The following is an 18,834-nucleotide window of genomic DNA, read 5'->3' as shown; positions in this document are numbered from 1 at the left end:
CAGTGATGGCCGGTAAATTTTTCAGGTTACCCAGGTGAACTGCGCAGGCAACCGGAGGGCATTATGAAAGTCTGTACTATCCTGCTCGCAGCCTTGCTGCTGGCCGCTTGTGAACCGTCAAACACCGACTGCGGTGCCTGTGCAGAAGCGGAGCGCGACCAGCATTACCCACCGCCCGGCTCGAACCAGATGCTGCGCGCACCCATTACCATGGGGGAGGGACTTGAAGTCATTATCTCCGACGTGGTGATCCCGGCCAATGCCACCGTCCCACCACACTATCACCCCGGTGAAGAGTTTGTTTACGTGATCGAAGGCTCCGCTGTACATGTGGAAGCGGGCAAACCGGACCGGATCCTCAAGGCGGGTGATGTTTATGTTATTCCCCCGCGAGCGGTGCACGCTCCCCGGGGTGGTGTGGACGGCGCGCGGGCGGTAGTGTTCCGGGTACATGTTGCCGGCGAGGAGGAGCGTGTGCTGGTTGAAACTGAGTGACGGAGGCCGTGGCCAAGCGATCGCAGAGATGGTTAAATTGCGCCTGGCTTCAGCTTGTAGCGGCGACAGGATGGGCTCAAACCACCCTGTCGCCGGTCGATCCGGTTGATAGTGGCCCTAGAAGTCGAAGCGGATATCGAACACAAAGACGTCCACATCGTCGGCGGACTCGTAGCCGAGGCCCAGTGATGCAGGGGGTAACACAAAGTAGCGTGCACCCAGGGCGTAACCGGTCTCACTTTCATTCTCGATATCGCTGTAGTTGATAAAGGCCGCAAACTCCAGCTTGTCGGTCGGTTTGCTCCTGACGCCGGCGCTCACCAGGTAGCCATTGCCGTCTTCCTTCAAACCCCGGGTTTTCACCTCCGCTTCCGCATAGGCAAGAATGGCAACGAAATCTACGATGTTGCTGACCGGCGTGTGGAAGCCAACACCTAAAACGAGTTGTTCGGCGTCGATGTCGTCGGAGCCAAAGCCGATATCGAATTCATCGTCAGATCCCAGGCTGGTGTAGTCACCCAGCAGAAAGAAACTGTCGTTGAGTGCGACACTGCCCTGAATGCCAAAGCCATCGAAATCCAGGTCAGCCACTTCGCCGGTCTCGTAGGACACGCCAATATAGGTGTATGACAGGTCGGATGCGATTGCGGGCAGGGCAAGGGATGTACAAATGCTGGCGAGCAGCAGTGATTTCTTGAACATACTTAAGTCCTTTGTAAAGTACTGTAGCAGTAGAGGTGTTAGTTTTATCCAGCGTTCCTGCGCTGGCGGCGGCAATTGTAAGGCCAATCCGGAAGCGGCACCAATAGACTTTTGATTGGTTGTGCAGCCGCGCTTATAGCCGGCAGGCGTGAGCAAAGTTCGGGGTCAGAATCGACGCTCTGGCCCCACTTGGCCTGGACGCTTCCGCTTTAGCCCGATCGAAAAACAGGGAGTCTTGCTATACTCGCCAATGCTTCCTGTATTGATCGTGAGAGTCGCCCTGAGATGAAGAAAATAGCCTACTACATTACCGCCCACGGCTACGGTCACGGCACCCGCTCGTGCGATATTCTTAATGCGCTGCGCGACCTCGCGCCCTACCTGCCCATCATTGTTAAAACCGACCTGCCACGGGCATTTTTTAGTGGCCGCATTGATGACAGCATTGACCTTCGCAGCGGCGCATACGACGTTGGCCTTGTGCAAAAAGATTCCATCCAGGTCGACCTCGACGCTTCAATTGAGTCGATACACTCTCTCGCCAGGCGTGAAAGCGAACTCGTTGCCCAGGAAGTGGCGTTCATCAAACAGGAGAATGTGGGGGTGGTGGTGGCCGATATACCGGCGATTCCCTTGCAAGCCGCGCAACAGGTGGGTATTGCGAATATTGCCACGGGTAACTTTGGCTGGGACTGGATCTACGCTGAATTCAGCGATCATGACCCGCGCTGGCAAATCCATGCGGACAAGCTTCGCCGCGTGTATGAACGCACCAACCTGTTGCTGCGCATGCCCTTCGCCGAACCCATGCAGGCGTTTCCACGCCGGATCGATCTGCCATTATTGGCCCGGCCCGGCAGCAACCGTCGCGCTGAGTTGGCGCGGTTGACCGGTGCCGATGTGAGCAAGCAGTGGGTGTTACTGTCCTTTACCACCCTCAACCTGAATGGCCAGGCGCTGGAAAACCTGGCGCAGCTTGCGGACTATGAATTTTTTGCGGTTGAACCCCTGCAGTGGCCGGGTTCCAGTGTTCACACCATCACCCGCGCCCACGTCAGCTTTTCCGACACGCTGGCCAGCATGGATTTGGTGGTAACCAAGCCGGGTTTCGGTATTGTTTCCGAGTGCATAGCCAACAACAAGCCGATCATCTACGCCGACCGTGAGAATTTTCGCGAGTATCCGGTTTTGGTGGAGAACATCGAGCGCTATTGTCGCAATGCGTTTATTGCCAGTGCCGACCTTTATGCCGGCAGATTGAAACGCGCTTTGCAGCATGCTGCAGTCGTCGCCGTTCCGCCTGCAGAGATGCCGCGGGGAGGGGCGGAAATTGCGGCACAGGTCATATTAGATCAGCTTGGCCGGGATGGCTGATTGACCTCATTGGCCGGCCCCCTGAGCTTCAGGCAGCGCCAGGCGCACTTTGGAACGGCTGTCATCGAAGCTCCAGTCGCCAGCTTCAATGATGACATCGGCACCGCGCCAGAGTCTTTCCCGCGAGTTGTGTCGCAAGCCCAGGTCGAGCATTTTAATTGATGCTGATGCCAGGCCGCGAGGCAGGCGGAGGCCAGTTCAATGTCCACCCGACAGCGTTTGCACTCGTCGGAGCCGTCATCTTGTTGCGGGAATTTTTCGAGTACATCGAGACAGGAGCGCTCGAATAATTGGCCGGCAACGTAGTTCTGGATGGTTAAATTAGTCACGGGATTGCTTGCCTTTAACTCTTCGCATAGTTGCAACAGGCACTCGTCAGTGACATGCAGTTGCTTGACTTCTGCAAGGTCGCAAGCACTATCGATTCGCGAGCGAATGGGGCGCGCGCTTCGGTAGTAGTATTCCTTCCAGAGTCTGTTGTAAATGCTCCGAATTCGTTGCGGGTCACTGTCGTTGCGGACGTGCTGGTGTGCAGAATTCCTGCGCGCTGCTGGCTGTGGTGTATTTGCGGTCGTGTTGGTCATGGTGGCTTTTCCTTTGTCGTTTGTTGGGTCCATTGGCGGGGCTGCAAAAAGTTTGTTGGCATTTTATAAGGTGTGCTTGTGTCTTTACCGGTTGATGTGATTCTCGTGGTGCTGGGGTATGACGCCAAAGGAATGTTTGCGCTTGCGTTGCCCGCTGCTTCTATGCCGTGGCTAGACGTGATATCTAGCTCAAGTATCGATCCGGGTACATGTCGATTTAGTAAAATATTGTCTGACTGTTGCCGCAGCGCGCCACTAAATAGCGGGAGAGCGTGAAGTTAATTCGGAGGAAGGGGCAAGAAACTCTGCTAGCCTGATCGACTTCCCGGCTGACTGCAGGATACGTAGGATGAGACTAACAAGAGCAGGTGGTGGAGAATCGCCACGGTGACGTAGCAGTGATCAGCGATAATGATTGCACTGTCAGGATTACCGCGGTCGTTACTGAATTTTTGGAGTGTTAAAATGGGGATAGTGACAGCGTCGTCGAATATCCGCTGGAACAGGACAGGCCGATTTGACCTGTTATGTTCCAGCGCATGAATTCGATCCTCATCGTCAAGAGAGCGAAAAAGTGGTGACCTCGCGGCAAAATATGATTTTCCAGCGTTTAGGTAAGCTCTTTGGCCGCGGGAGTATGGAATGCATCCTGATAATCCGAGTCTGTCTCACCCATACCCTTTGACGCGACAGTCTGTCGATCACAGGTTAATATGAAGTGGCAAACAATAACGAAGCTGGCGACGATTGTGCCCAGTATTATGTAGGAGTCTGCAAATCCCAAGCGGTCGTACATCCCCCCTGCAATGATTGAAAACACGCTGGCACTGATCTGGGTGACAAATTGAAAGCCTATGAGATACAAAGTGGCAGAAAGCCTTGCGTCAAAAGTGACGGAAATGTACTTGAACACAGATACCAGCATGATGGGTAGTTCCGCTGCGTGTAATAGTTTCACGCAAGATATGCCGATAGGGCCTTCCGCAAACCCGGAGCCAATCATTCGTGTTGCCATTATTACGCCGGCAAGTACCAGGCCATTCTTGGCGCCAATTCGATTGACAATAAAAGGTGCCAAAAACATTCCACCGGCTTCCAAAAATACCTGGAATGAATTTAGGTAGCCATACATGGCGTTGCCTTCGGCTTTGCTGGGAAACAACGATGAAAAGTACACGGGGAATTGCTGGTCGTACGTTGTATAAATAGAAGATACGCCCATCACAAAAATGGCGAACGCCCAAAATTGCCTATTGGTAAAGAGGCTCAGGGCATCACTGATGTTGAGTGTGCTGGCTTTTTGATCAATCTGTTGCTCCTGTTCCGGCGTGTTTGCCGGGTGCACCAAAAGAAGTAAGATCAGGAAGGCCATTGCGCTGAGTGATGCCATCCAAAAGTTGATGTTCGGGTTTTTATTGAATAAATAGCCAGCACAAAATGTGGCCGCGGCCCAACCAAGCGATCCCCAGAGCCGAGCTTTTCCAAACTCGAAACCAACCACGCGGCTCACTCGCTCAGTGTAGCTTTCTAAAGTGCCAACACCAGCAGAGAACGCCAGGCCAAAATAGACCCCGCCTACCGCTGCCCCCAGAGTTAGGTTAAATGCTAGCAAGGGGCCGTATATAAAAACAAAAAATGGGCCGCTCAGGATCAAAAATGCTGCGGTAATGTAGAGAAGGTGCTTTTTTAGTCCAAGTTTATCCTGAATAAACCCATAGGAGGGTTGGATAAGCAAGGCAGCTAACGCATTGATGCTGAAAACGATACCTGTGGATTCTCCCGTGAGTCCGATGGCTTGATTTAGCCATATGGGAAACAATGAAAATGCAAATGACCAGGTGAGAAAAAAGGTAAAGAGAGCACCGCTGAGTAGCCAGTAGTCCCTTTGAGTTTGGGTGCCCATATGAGGCTCCTGTTAATTATTGTCTGGCTTTAGTTTTAAATAGTTAACGGGGTTACAAGTTAGGCTATGCTTAGCCAGTGCGCACCTGAAATTTCTCTAAGAAGCACATTACTGCTCATGCCAATTGACGCATTGAAAGAGTCGCTTGCATAGACAGAGGGTAAAAGTCGTCGGGAAGACAGTTACTTTTTGTCTTTGTCACTACCAAAGAATAAACTACCTCAATCTTTTTGTATCAGTGCCATATGCTGTTGAGTTGCCATATATCAAGTGACACAATATCAACGGCTCCCCCCTCCGCGTATACCGAAACCTTGTCGCTCTGCAACGAGGGAAATATTAGATTTGTCATGGTTTTAATTCCATCGTTGGCAAATACTTCAACAGATGTCCTGTCGACAAATATTCTCAACTTCAGTTTTCCATCTTCAAGTTTTAGCAATGTGCTCTGATAACCATCGAAACGCTCGGATATTTTCAGGCCAGATCGTGAACGATCAAAATAGAGGCTTTCTTTCTCTAGGTCGTACCCTATTAGTGTTTCTTCACTCTCTCCTATTCGAACCTTTATGCCAAATTTCCTCGCGCTCACAGGTTCAAGAATGGCATGAATTTCCAAAGTGTCCCCATATATTTCGGATTCATCGATTTCTAACTCAGTATTGTTAACCGACGTATTGGCGGGGAGGCTCCAATGATTATTTCGAAGTTTGGTAATTGAGCTGACCGGGTGTTGACGCAAGAAGAAGTTGCCGATTTGGTCTGTCTCAAGACTGAGTTCCCTCGGTATTCCATGGAACCCCTTCCATGGAAAGGTGGGGACATCGTTGGCATATTTCCAGTTTCCAATCCAGGCTGTGGCCAGGCGTTTACCCTTGTCGGCGACAGGATCATTCATAAAGGAATTGAAAGCGTAGTAATCATCGCCGTAATCAACCCAAAGTGCATTTCCTCGTTCTGACGTGACATTCCGGATGCTATTGAGTTGGGCCTCGAAAGTTGGATCCAGTGTGTATTCGTTGCCATCAAAATGGCCAACAAAATATTGTCCGCTGGCTTCGCCAACCGAAACTACCAAAACCCATTTAGTGTTGTTGGCTTCGCCGTTGACACGCATAGGAAAGAGATCCGAGACCTCCCAGACTTGAGTGGTTGATCCGGCTGGTCCAAAGGTGCTGGCCAGTGTCCAATTAATGAGGTTGTCTGATTGATAAAATTGTATTTTTCTCTCCAGCGGCAGGGCAATACTCATAATCCACTGTTGGCTCTCATGATGCCAGAAAATTTGGGGGTCTCGAAAATCGGTCGAGTTAATGTCCAAAACGGGATTATTTTTGTATTTGTTCCAACTTACGCCATTGTCATTACTGTATGCGAGCAGCTGGGTTTGCTTGTCTCCATGCCCGGTATATATCGCTATCCAGGGCGATTCGCCGTTCTTTGAAAAGCCGCTGGTGTTGTCGTGGTCAATAATAACTGACCCGGTATATGTACGGTTCTCACTGTCATCGTACAGCGCACGGGGAAGCTGTTCCCAGTGTATAAGGTCGTCTGATTGGGCGTGCCCCCAATAAAAGATATGGTATTTACCGTCGTGATAGAGAGGTCCATCCGGATCGCCAACCCACTCTGCAGGTGCCGAATAGTGAAACTGGGGCCTGAACGGCTCGCTATAGATTTTTTGAATTACAGGCTTAATCCTGTTCGGAGAGTCGATAGGGAAGGTTGCCGGGGTGTTAGAGGCGAGGAAATTGTCCGCGGCAATATATGCTAGAGAGTGAATAGCATCTCGCTCGTCATGCTCGTCAATAAACTCAATGACTGCCTGTTTACCTTTATACAGCTTGACATCCCACGTCTCCCAATCCAATTTAAAATGTTTGTTGCGACCGGTGGCTTCGGCTACAGCTTCGCCCTCTACTAGCAAGCGAATTGCTGTGGTCTTTGGCTCTTGAGAACCGTGATAACCACCTCCAATCTGAAAGTTTATGTAATCGCTGTCAATAGTGAACATTGGGCTTAAAATCCGCCCCGTGGCACGATAACCAATTTGTTCGAAAACAGAAGCGCCTTCCTCTATCGGGCCTGGACCATAGCTGGCAAAAACTCTGTTGGCAGTTTGATCGGGGTTCACTGCGTCAGTCAGTAATGCGCCACCCCCCATGCGAATGAAGTCACCGCTCGCCTTGGAGAAACCATATTTTTCATAGGCATTGAAGATCCGGGGGTTAAACTCGAAGTCGGCGCTGGGAAACAAAGGTTGGCCGCTACGCTCGAGATTGGTTGTGTTTGTAGTAATAGGGCTGCAAGCTGAGCAACTGGCAACAAATATCAGGGTAGCCAACAAAAGCCGAATATTTTTAGTCATTGTTGGAAAATTCATCACTACCGCTCTTTATCAGATTCCCTGGGAATTATCTCGCACCTACAGCGCTCGGATTTTGGGTCCTTGATGCTTTTATCCGCTAGCCCAATCGCCATTTTGGCTGCCCGCTGACCCATTTCATAATAAGGAAGGCTTACAGTCGTAATGGGTGGTACGCAGTTTTCAGCTATAACCTTGTAGTTGTCAAAACCAACTACGGAAATATCCTGGGGTACTCTAATTCCCAACTCCTTAAGATGCATAATAATGTTGCTAGCGGAGGTATCCTTGCCGCACATGATTGCGGTTGGTGGTTCGTTTAGCGAAACCAGCGTTTTCAGAATGCTCAGGTGCCATTCGGAAAGCTCGCGCCTGCCAAGCGATTCCGGAGTGAAAATTAAACTTTGGTCAAGCTTCAGGTTGTTACTCTGTAGTGCCCTTTTATAGCCCTTCAGGCGCAATTTGGTTGCAATCAGATCTTCGGGAAGTGTAATGAAGGCAATTTTTTCATGGCCCAGTGACACTAGCCTATTGGTTAGGTCATAGGCCCCTTGTTCATCATCTGGAAGAATGCAAGGGTATTTCGAGTTAGTATCAAAGCAATTAACAAGTACAAGTGGGCAGAATTCAAATTGCTGTGTGACTTGAACAGGGCGATGAAAATAGGCTGCTTTGATAATCGCCTCTGTCTTGTACTGCCGAAACTGGGTGACTAGCTTGTCAAACATGTGTGGGTTGTTTCTTGTTTCGCCAATCAGCAACAGCTTTCCATGTTGATCACAAGCTTCCTGTACGCCTTTAATAATATCGAATGACCATGGGGTGGTCGTCAGATTGTCAGTAATCAGGCTGATGATGCCCGGACTTTGGCCTTTCAATGTCCTGGCTGCGGCGGAGGGGTAAAACTCCAATTGCTTTGCCGCTTCATCTATACGACGTGCCGTTTCAGCACGAACGCTAACCCCGGAAATGTAACGTGAGACAGACCTGGTGGATACTTCTGCCAGTTTGGCGACATCTTCAATGGTGGCCAATTACGACTCCTTGATTATAAATGCTTGCAAGCCTTGATGGAGATGGTAGCATACCATACTGGCTAACGAAAGACAGTTTGTGCTGAAATTGACTTGGCCAAATAATATTTACTGGTTTTCGGAGGAATAATAATGGCTAGTGATCCGAATTTGGCGGCTCAAGTTCCGTCAGTTGACAAGACTTGCCCGGAGTTTTCCAGTGCTTTAGTGCCGTTGTGCAAATTGTATCAAGAGCCACACCGCCCGCAGCTTCACTATAGCGCATCGCGTAACTGGATAAATGACCCGAATGGGCTGGTGTATTTTTCCGGTAAGTACCATCTATTTTACCAGCTAAACCCACACGACAAGGTCTGGTCAAATATGAGTTGGGGGCATGCGGTAAGTGATGACCTGGTGCATTGGGAGCAAAAGCCGGTTGCGCTGGCGTCAGAACCTGACGGTCTTGGTTTTATCTATTCAGGTAGCGTTGTTGTAGATTGGAGTAACAGATCCGGCTTTAAGGAAAAGGGCTCAAGTATTCCCCCTTTGGTCGCGATGTTTACCCATCACTCTTTGTATAATGTCGAGGTCCAGAGCCTGGCGTATAGCACTGATGGTGGTGATAGCTGGGCTATGTACAAACACAATCCGGTGATAGCCAACAATGGTATAAAAGACTTTCGCGACCCCAAGGTGATCTGGATTGATGAGTGGCAACAGTGGGTCATGGTTTTGGCCTCTGGCACTGTCATTAAATTTCATCGCTCGGGCAACATGGTTGATTGGGAGTATCTTTTTGATTTTGGTGAGGCTATTGGGGCGCATGGTGGCGTTTGGGAGTGTCCTGATCTCTTTCCTATGCAGGTTGGTGATACCGATGAAGTCAAGTGGGTGCTTTTGGTAAGTCTCAACCCTGGCGGCCCGGCTGGTGGTTCTGGAACCCAGTATTTTGTCGGTGAATTTTCCGAGAAGGGCTTTTTTCCTGTGCATAACGATATTCTGTGGCTGGATTATGGCCCGGATTGCTATGCAGGGGTAACCTGGAGCGACATTCCTGTAGCGGATGGCCGACGTATCCTGACTGCGTGGATGAGTAATTGGAAGTATGCGGCGCATACGCCGACGCTGCCTTGGCGTGGGGCCATGACGTTTCCTCGAGTACTGAATTTGTCTATGGGAGCGGCAGGGTATCGATTGCTTTCGCGGCCTGCGGAGGAAATACGCTCTTTGCAGTTGGGGCAGGTTGTGGAGCTGAAAGATGTCCCCATCGGTGAACGTTTGATGGTTGGCCCTGAAGATGGTTTGGGGGAGTTGCTGGAAATAGAAATTAAAATAGGTTTCGAGCAGGGTGTTACTGATTTTTATCTCGAGTTTTGCAACGAGTCTGGGGAAACCCTCGGCATGCAATATGACGCGCGCGCTCAACAATTGCTCCTGAACCGGAATAGTGCTGTCAAGGATGTAGGTGATAGCCATGCTGTGCTGCTGTGCGACATAGTTGCTATGCCAGTTGCGGTCGCTGATGACAATTCGATAAGAATATTAATACTAAAGGACAGGTCTTCCGTCGAGGTGTTTGCCGGCGAGGGCGAGACAGTCTGTACGATGTGCTATTTCACTTCTCGTGAGCTAACGCATTTTTCCCTTAAGCCGGGCGAGTCCGCAAGGGGGCTGACTGTACGTAGTGTTGCTGTACGAAACCTTGCAAGTATATGGGCTGGCTATCGTTAGACTATAATAGGCTAACGATAGCCAATTATTTCTTGATATGACGCTCATTTAAGTGTTAAATACTGCTAAAGTTCACGATTTCTGTAGTACTTGTCGCTTAATTAATTGAATTGACTGATCTTTTTAGTATTTACTGGCTATCGAAAGCCAGTATCACTGAGCAGATAACAATAGATAAAGGTAATAGAAATGAGAAAAACTATAGCTTTCGTCAGTATCGTGGCAACTTCGATGTCTCCGGCTATTGCTCAGGTTGGCACTGCTAGCCGGGGGGAGGAGATGGCTTCCGAAGTTGATTGTGCGTTAAATCCAGGTAGCCAGGGTTGCGCTCCGCATATGGGAGCCACGTCCAAGGCGGCGAGTGCAGCAGGATCGCTGGAGGAGGTGGTAGTGATGGGCTATAGCACCTCAAACGTCCAGGACATTAGCGGCGCCGTTACATCTGTGGATATGGCATCAATCGCAGATGCGCCAGCAGCAAACCCCATGAAAAGTCTTCAGGGTAAGGTGCCGGGTGTATTTATTACAACCTCTGGGAACCCTGAGTCGCAAGCAACCGTCAGAATCCGAGGTCAGGGCCTGGGGCCCTTGGGTAACAATGACCCACTCTACGTTATTGACGGCGTGCCCACTACTTCAGGCATGCATGAAATTAATAGCAACGATATCGAATCTATACAGGTTTTAAAAGATGCTTCAACGGCTAGCATTTTTGGAGCCAGATCAGGGAATGGCGTCATTGTTGTGACAACCAAAAAAGGGTCTCAGGCTGATGGACTGAAATTTGACTTCAGGCTAAATCAGTCCCTGGATACTTTCAAATATGATATCCGGCCGCTATCTACGACACAGCGACCACAGGCCTTGTACCAGGCAGCTATAAACGACCGTGTGAATCCGAATTCCGTTAGCCCTTTGTATTCGTATAACTGGAACGGAGATTTTAATAACCCCATATTATACGACATTCAGATCGGAGATGATAACGGGTTCATAAGTACCGATCCGGCCATGCGAGTGGCAAATACCAACTGGTTTGATGCGGTAGTTCGTGATGGTGAAGCAACGGATTTTAATCTTGCCGTATCTAATGGCACAGAGAATAGCAATGCTTATGCCTCGTTTGGTTACTACAAGCAGGACGGACTGGTTGATGCATCCCAGTTTGAACGCATGTCTTTCAGGGTTAATTCTGATTATACGCTTATGGACGGCGAACTGAAATTCGGCGAGAACGCCATGGTCACGAATCAGGTGGCCAATGTAGTAAATGCGAGAGCTGAGGAGATCTTGTTTCTGTCGCTCGAGCAGCAGTCAATTATTCCCATTTACACCGAGGACGGTGGTTGGGGTGGCCCGACCGCTGGCGTGACTGATCGAGACAATCCGGTTCGGTTGATATTTGAAAATAAAAACAACGAATATCGATTTAATAGAATTATGGCTAATGCTTTTATCGAGTGGTCTCCTGCAGGGGTTCTTGATGGTTTAACCTTGAAATCAGTTTACGGGATCAATTATGGTCAATTTGATCTCAGAAATTTCATACGATCTTCTCAAGCCGGTAGCATCAATATAGAAGACAGGGTTATCAATAACTACAACTGGAACAAAAGCCTCGTTTGGACTAACACGGCTCAATACGACTTTACAATTAATGACTCCCATCACATAAACTTATTGGTGGGTACTGAAAACGTAGATTTTACAACGGAAGCTGTCCAGGCTTCTGGTGAAGATCTTGCAGTGCAAGATCGAAATTTTGCGTTTTTGAATAATATTACCAGTAGCGCCCTGGTTTCTGGCAGTGGTGATCAATGGTCACTGGTTTCCTATTTTGGAAAGGTCGATTACAACTATAGTGACAAGTACCTGGCTTCCGCGACCATTCGGCGTGATGGGTCATCCCGATTTGGCGAAAACAATAAATGGGGAGACTTTCCAGCAGCATCCCTGGGATGGAGAATCAGTAGTGAGCCTTTCTTCAATGTCGATTTTATCGAAGAGCTGAAGTTCAGGGTCAGTTGGGGTGAAACCGGTAATCAGGAAATCAGTACTATTGCGTCGAAAGGTCTGTTTGTACCTCGTCCGTTTACACAATCGCTTTTTACCTCACAGCAAGATGAAGGTACGGCCTACGATTTGGCGGGGGCGAATGCCGGTAATTTGCCTTCGGGGTTTGCCCGAGTGCAGGCAGCTAACCCGGATCTCAGGTGGGAAACGTCGACAATGACCAATATTGGCTTTGACATATTCCTATTGGATGACCGTTTCTCAGCTAGCCTGGATTGGTATGAAAAGCGCACTGAAGACATTCTTACAGTCACTAATCCGCTGGCTACCCTCGGCGAAGGTGCACAGCGGGTCGTTAATGGCGGGTCGATCGATAACTCCGGTTTCGAGATGGTGTTGAACTACACCGACGATTTTGAAATAGCTGATTGGGGTGTGTTTAATGTCGAGGCTAATTTCAATATATCAACTTCGAAAAATGAGGTGGTTGACCTTCCCAGTGAAGTATTGAATTCCTTTGGCGGTGATGGGCAGAGTAATACTATCCTCGGACGTTCAATTAACTCCATTTTTGGGTATGTTGCTGATGGTTTGTTTCAAAGCCAGGAGGAGGTCGATGCTCATGCAACACAAGCCGGAGCAGCTCCTGGTAGAATCAGGTACGTTGACCTAGATGGCAACGGCGTAATCAATGAGCAGGACCAAAAATTCTTTACCAGCACAGACCCCGATTATATCTACGGATTCAATGTGGATGTTCGGTGGCGCCAGTGGGATTTCAATATGTTCTGGCAGGGCGTTGAAGGTGGTGAAGTAAAAAATGATTGGTTGAGATTTACTCACTTCACTTCATTGAATGCCGGATCAAATTACGGGAATGATACATTAAATGCTTGGTCGCCCGATAATAGCGGATCTGATATTCCAGCTCTTTCGCTGTCCGACAACAATGCGGAAGCGCGAGAGTCCAGTTTTTTCTGGGAGGATAAATCATACCTGAAGTTAAGAAATCTCTCACTGAGTTACAACTTCAAGGACTCTGTGTTATCAAACCTTAATATTGTTGGAGCACGAGTTTATATACGCGGGGAGAACCTGATCACCATCACCCCAAGCGGTGGTCGACTGCAGGACCCTGAAACTCCGAGTTCGGTATTTCCGATTCCAAAGCGAATCACTGTTGGGTTTAACGCCTCCTTCTTCTAGGTTAAAAAGATATAGCGATTATTACGGTACAAAATAATAGGGTGAAAAAAATGAAAGCATTGAAAATATTGGCGTTCTCAGTTGCCTCTATCGCGGTGTTGTCTGGCTGCGGGGGGGATAGCGGAAGTGACAGGCTGGAAGTTGACACTTTGGGATTTATTGATGAGCAGGTTATTACATCTGGTGAGAATGTAGAAGGCCTGGTAACCGCTACCTATGCGTGGTTAGGCAATGATCACTATACGGCACCCAACCTGCTCTGGCCGAGTGGCAACCTTAGGGCGGGTGATGCATTAAAGGGAGGAAATGGGCCTGCGGATATCTTTGGCTATGAGGCAATGTCATTGTACGCGCCGATTACGGCAGATATGGCAAGTATCAATTCACCAGATTTTGTTGACTTTCAGAATAAAAAGTGGTCTCGAAATTATACGGGAATATCTCGCGCCAATCTTGCACTGAAAAATCTTGGCAATGCCAATGAATTTGATCTGAGAACTACGCGCATTGCGGAAACACGATTTTTACGAGCATTTTGGTATTTCGATCTTAAGATTCATCATAAAAGAGTGCCCTGGATTGATGAGTCAATGACAGACGAAGACATACTGGCCGCTTCGAACGTTGACCTGACGGACCAGGAATTGTGGCAGAAAATTGTAGATGATCTTCGGTTTTCCGCTGAAAATTTGCCTGCGACACAGCCTCAAGTAGGACGTGTAAATAAGTACGCTGCCAAGGCGTTTTTGGCCAAAGTGCTACTTTACAAAGCGTATGAACAAAATGATATGCATGAAGTTGTGGCAGTTAACCCTTTGCATCTTCAGGAAGTGGTAGATTTAGTTGACGAGATTGAATCGTCGGGTGTTTATGATCTTAGCTCAGACTACGGCGATAATTTTTTGGCCGCTGGCGATAATAGCGTTGAATCAGTCTTTGAGATTCAGCGTTCCAGAGATGATGGTTCGCCTGATGGAAAAGGTTCTTATCCAACTGCCCTCAACGGCCCGCAAGCTAACCTGGCTGGGTTTTATGGATGCTGTGGTTTCCATGTTCCTACTGATAATTTTGTCAATGCGTTTAAAACAGATGCTGATGGGCTACCGTTATTTGATACATACAATAACGCTTTGATTCAGTCCGCCGACGTTGTAGATCCCAGATTGGACCATACTGTTGGAATGCAGGGGAAACCATTCAAGTACAGTGCAGATATTCATGGTGGAAACGCCTGGGCACGTAACCCTGCATTGTACGGAAATTACACATCCATGAAAGAGTTGGAGCATCCAGGTTCTGGTAGCTTGATGTTAAATGGACCTTTCACGATTTCTTCTATGAATACAAAGATTATTCGTTATGCCGATGTACTGTTGTGGAAAGCAGAAGCCCTCATAGAGCTAGGTACTTCACAGGGATTGGAAGAAGCAAGAGCCATTATTAACAGGATTCGGGACCGCGCGGCTTTTAGCATAAGTAAAGTGGCCGGCACCAGTATCTACAATGTGGGTAATTATGATGATTCTTTTGCCGATCAGGATGAGGCTCGGAGAGCATTGCGTTGGGAGCGTCGATTAGAGCTTGGTCTGGAGGGGTGGAGATTCTTTGACCTGGTTCGCTGGGGTGTTGCGAAAGAAACAATTGATGCGTATCTAGCTGTTGCAAAGACCAGAAAGACGTGGCTATCAGATGCCGAATTCATCGCAGGAAAACACGAGTATTTGCCAATTCCCCTTACTCAATTAAATTTGAGTGGCGGCCTGTATGTACAGAACCCGGGTTATTAACTGGTTCTCAAAATAATATGACCCATGTCATCGATTCTGGCTGACACTAACTAACCATTATAAATATTGAACAGCGGGCTTTACTTCTGCTTGCCATCTCAAGTAGAGCCTCGCTATGACCGAAATTTCCGATAATCGTAGTTAATACGGGGTGGAAAATGAAAAAAATACTTTCAGAAATAATTTCCAAAACCAGTTTAGTCGTTGCCTGTAGCTCGACCGTTTTGCTTACAGCTTGCGGGGGTGATGGTGCGAAAAATGGTTCCAATACTTTGCTGGACTCTAACGAAGATGGCCGAGTAGTTGTAGTTCTGCAGGATGATCCAAATGACGTAGAATTGGGTCCGGTTATCATTTCAAATGATCCAGCCACAGAAGGAGCTGGCCTCTTTGTTCGTCAGTCTGACCCGGACCAGCATATAGCCGGTTTCGAATTTTGTTGTGGTAAGTTCGATACATATCAAAACCATGAGTTTACTAATGCGACTGGAGATTTTGCTAAGTTAGACGGTGGCTGGTGGGGCGGCGACGTTGCCGGTAACTTGGGTGATCGAGTATTTTCCAGCTTTGGCGATGGCTTTCTCGAAGATGGTACTTCGTTGGGTTGGATTGGTTTTAGTGCAACCGGGACGATCGAGAGTCCGGAGTTTGAAATTACAGACAGCTATATCAATTTTCTAATCGGAGGAGGGGAAAATGGCATCGATCGACCAAATACTACAGCAGTAGCTTTGGTCGTGGACGGGGAGATTGTCCGCCAGTCAAGTGGAAAGAACCTGGAGTTTGAAGTGGCGTGGGATGCATGGGATGTACGAACTCTAAAAGGACGAACGGCGAAGATATTGTTTATCGACAACCATCCAGACGATAACTCAGATACGGCGGTGCCGTATCTATTAGCTGACGAATTTCGTATAGCCAATTCTGCTGCTGTTCAGCCTGCACCGGAAAGCGTTGTGAAGTTTGGCGCTAAGGAGTTCACTAACATGCCGGAGCTGGAAGGTACTCCGGCGTTCATTCGCAAACAAGACCCAAATCAAAATATCGCCGGCTTTGAGTTTTGCTGTGGCGGCTTTGGTACATATGGAATACATAACTTTAATGTTACGGGCGACATGCAGTTTCTGGATGGAGGCTGGTGGGCGGCTGATGTGGTTAATAGTATCGGAGAGCGGGCTTTTTCCAGCCGTGCTGACGGTAAAACCCCTACAGGTGTGAGTCTGGGGTGGATCGGAGATGATAAGACCGGTACTCTCGCCACCCCATCATTTGAGATCAATGCAAACTATATAAATTTTCTGATCGGCGGTGGTACCAACCCCTATATGGCAGGCAGCAACAGGGAAAACCGCACTACGGCAATGGTTTTACGAGTTAACGGAAAGGTAGTACGTCAAGCTACAGGCAATGGTTTGGAGTCTCAGGTTGACTGGAAAACCTGGGATGTATCGAGTTTGATTGGTGAAACAGCAGTTATTGAAATAATCGATTTCCATGATGCCTCCATAGACGACGGTTCACTACCCTTTTTGTTGGTCGATGAGATTCGATCGGCGGACAAAGCCGCAGCGATTCCTGAATCCGATAGCCTCGTTATAGCGGCCGAAGGCCATGCGGTTGGTTTTAATCTTAATATGATTGATCCAAACCCTATCTATATAGATGGAACTTATTATCTGTATCATCTACAGAACTTTTCCTTCCATTCATGGGGCCTTACCAAAACAAAGGATCTGCTATCAGCATCATTTCCTATAGAAGTTCTGTCTGCATCCGGTGACGGAGAAGCGCAAGACCAGTTTCTTGGGTCAGGGAGCGTTGTTAGGGATCATGCGGGAAAATATCACCTGTTCTCCACGGGCCACAATCAAAATCTATCGCCCAAAGAAGTGGTTCTGCATGCCATTGCGGCTGATAGCACACTGACTCGCTGGATCGATCAGCCAGATGACACTTTTTCAGCTGATGGAGGCTATAGTAGCGATGATTTCAGGGATCCCAAGGTGTTTTGGAATGAAGAGGCGGATCAATACTGGATGCTGTTGACCAGTCGATACGCGGGTGAGGCGGCAATCGCCTTGTATACCTCGACCGATCTTTCAACCTGGGTGGCTGCGGATCCACTTTACACTGAGAATTCAAATCTGAATCTTGAAGTACCTGATTATTTCAATCTGGGGGAGGAAGGTGATTTGACGCCGTTTCTTGTTTACTCAGACCAGCGTGACGGTTCTCGTCAAGTTAAGTATCTGTCAGAAAACTTCGGCGTTTGGTCAATCCCGGAAAACGATGCTTTGGATGGGAAGTATTTTTACGCAGGTCGAACTGCGGGAGATGATTCAGAGCGCCTTATGTTTGGCTGGGTTGCTGATAGGAATACGAGAGACGATTCGGGGACTCTGGGCTTCGGAGGGGATTTGATAGCCCATCAGCTAACTAAGTCGGCGACCGGTGAGTTGAAGGTATCTCTACCCGAAAAGATTCGCGCAGGTTTGCAGACCGTGGCAGATACAGCGATGGTTTCCAAGTCAGGTGATGTAACTGGTGACGCCCCGGTGATTGATTTGGGAGCGAACTCAAGTTTCGCGCTGGCAGCGGCAAACGAGGTCAATCGTCTGGAGCTGGAAGTATCGAGTAGTACTGCCGAAGCGGTGTTTGGGATTCAATTCACCCGAATAGTTGAAAAAGAAGGAGAAATGGTTGAAGAGCGTGTAGCTATCCAAATCGATGCTCAAGATGATGAAGCCGAATTCTTCTTTGATGCCGGAGAGCCATCTTTGATACTGGAAGAGCCTGAGCTCCAGGCCGGAAATCTCTGGGCGACTAATTGGGGCGATTTTTCAGCCTCATCTTTCCAGCAGTGCTGCTATGGTGGAGATAACGCAATGGGGGCTTGGGGAGATTGGGGCTATCAGGAAGCTACAGGGGATATGATCCTGATTGACGGTGGCCAGTGGGCCGGCGGCGGTGGTGCTGATGTTATCGGGGCTCATGATGACAGGATCTTCCGCAGCTTTGGTGACCAAATTGGCGGTGGGTTTCTCGGCTGGGAAATTACTGGTTCCGTAACAACGCCGAAGTTCACCATCACTAAAGATTTTATCAACTTTCTGATTGGTGGTGGTAGTAACCCCTGGGGTACCGATAAAGCTACCGCTATAGGCTTGTTTATTGTCGGAGGAGATGGGAACCCTGTACGTACTTCCGCTGGTGATGATACGTTCCACAACGGTAGCTTCCCGGAGCTCGAGGTGAAATGGAGCGCCTGGGATGTCAGCGAATTTAAGGGTCAGGAGGCCTATGTGGTGCTGGTGGATAATCATGATGGTGACGGATCTCCCGGATTACCCTTTCTTTTGGCGGATCACTTCTTCGAGCATGACCTGCCTGCTATTGATTTACCGTTACCAGGACCACCTCCCACTTCCGCAGGGCTTGGTCTCGAGGATAATCCGGTGGTGAAAGTTGATCTGGATACCGAGGCTGGGGTTGGTCTGGATCTTTTCCTCAATCCAGAAGTTGGAATAGGAACGCTTTATCTGGATGGCAAGCGGGCGTTGAGTTTCCGTCTATATGATATGAAAGACTATGATATTGGTCTCTATACCAATGACGACGGGATATCTATCGATAATTTGGTTCGCTTCACCAAATAGCC

General features: G+C 48.6%; 11 protein-coding genes. 6 read left to right on the top strand and 5 right to left on the bottom strand.

Annotation, left to right across the window (positions count from 1 at the left end):
- Nucleotides 1-63 precede the first annotated feature (63 nt).
- Nucleotides 64-495 carry a cupin domain-containing protein gene (locus G8764_RS03500; protein WP_166161879.1) on the top strand — a complete coding sequence of 144 codons (432 nt, stop codon included), beginning with the start codon at nt 64-66 and terminating at the stop codon, nt 493-495.
- Nucleotides 496-612: 117 nt separating this feature from the next.
- On the opposite strand, the gene G8764_RS03495 is transcribed toward G8764_RS03500, so the two are convergent.
- Nucleotides 613-1,197, bottom strand: coding sequence for an outer membrane beta-barrel protein (locus G8764_RS03495; RefSeq protein ID WP_166161877.1), 585 nt, complete (start codon nt 1,195-1,197; stop codon nt 613-615).
- A 285-nt stretch (nt 1,198-1,482) separates the two neighbouring features.
- Here G8764_RS03495 and G8764_RS03490 point away from each other — a divergent pair, with 285 nt between their 5' ends.
- Entirely contained in the window at nt 1,483-2,571 is a 1,089-nt protein-coding gene (locus tag G8764_RS03490; protein WP_166161875.1) for a hypothetical protein, read from the top strand.
- Here G8764_RS03490 and G8764_RS03485 read toward each other — a convergent pair.
- From G8764_RS03485 to G8764_RS03470, 4 genes are all read right to left on the bottom strand, one after another.
- The gene (locus tag G8764_RS03485) at nt 2,550-3,155 is read right to left on the bottom strand and encodes a hypothetical protein (RefSeq protein ID WP_166161873.1); all 606 of its coding nucleotides are present in this window, start codon (nt 3,153-3,155) and stop codon (nt 2,550-2,552) included. The genes G8764_RS03490 and G8764_RS03485 overlap by 22 nt on opposite strands.
- Before the next feature lie 610 nt (nt 3,156-3,765).
- Nucleotides 3,766-5,058: an MFS transporter gene (locus G8764_RS03480; protein WP_166161871.1), complete on the bottom strand. Its 1,293-nt coding sequence runs from the start codon at nt 5,056-5,058 to the stop codon at nt 3,766-3,768.
- A 235-nt stretch (nt 5,059-5,293) separates the two neighbouring features.
- The gene (locus G8764_RS03475) at nt 5,294-7,441 is read right to left on the bottom strand and encodes a glycoside hydrolase family 32 protein (RefSeq protein ID WP_166161869.1); all 2,148 of its coding nucleotides are present in this window, start codon (nt 7,439-7,441) and stop codon (nt 5,294-5,296) included.
- 2 nt (nt 7,442-7,443) lie between these two features.
- Nucleotides 7,444-8,457: a LacI family DNA-binding transcriptional regulator gene (locus G8764_RS03470; RefSeq protein ID WP_166161867.1), complete on the bottom strand. Its 1,014-nt coding sequence runs from the start codon at nt 8,455-8,457 to the stop codon at nt 7,444-7,446.
- Nucleotides 8,458-8,589: 132 nt separating this feature from the next.
- Here G8764_RS03470 and G8764_RS03465 point away from each other — a divergent pair, with 132 nt between their 5' ends.
- From G8764_RS03465 to G8764_RS03450, 4 genes are all read left to right on the top strand, one after another.
- Nucleotides 8,590-10,170: a glycoside hydrolase family 32 protein gene (locus G8764_RS03465; protein WP_166161865.1), complete on the top strand. Its 1,581-nt coding sequence runs from the start codon at nt 8,590-8,592 to the stop codon at nt 10,168-10,170.
- A 189-nt stretch (nt 10,171-10,359) separates the two neighbouring features.
- The gene (locus G8764_RS03460) at nt 10,360-13,389 is read left to right on the top strand and encodes a SusC/RagA family TonB-linked outer membrane protein (RefSeq protein WP_166161863.1); all 3,030 of its coding nucleotides are present in this window, start codon (nt 10,360-10,362) and stop codon (nt 13,387-13,389) included.
- A 50-nt stretch (nt 13,390-13,439) separates the two neighbouring features.
- Nucleotides 13,440-15,176, top strand: a complete 1,737-nt coding sequence (locus tag G8764_RS03455) for a RagB/SusD family nutrient uptake outer membrane protein (protein ID WP_166161861.1) — start codon at nt 13,440-13,442, stop codon at nt 15,174-15,176.
- A 158-nt stretch (nt 15,177-15,334) separates the two neighbouring features.
- The gene (locus G8764_RS03450; RefSeq protein ID WP_166161859.1) at nt 15,335-18,832 is read left to right on the top strand and encodes a glycoside hydrolase family protein; all 3,498 of its coding nucleotides are present in this window, start codon (nt 15,335-15,337) and stop codon (nt 18,830-18,832) included.
- Nucleotides 18,833-18,834: the final 2 nt, after the last annotated feature.

The organism is Pseudomaricurvus alcaniphilus (genome assembly GCF_011440395.1).
GTDB classification, from domain to species: Bacteria; Pseudomonadota; Gammaproteobacteria; order Pseudomonadales; family Cellvibrionaceae; genus Pseudomaricurvus; species Pseudomaricurvus alcaniphilus.
This window is presented reverse-complemented; position numbering and strand designations above follow the sequence as displayed.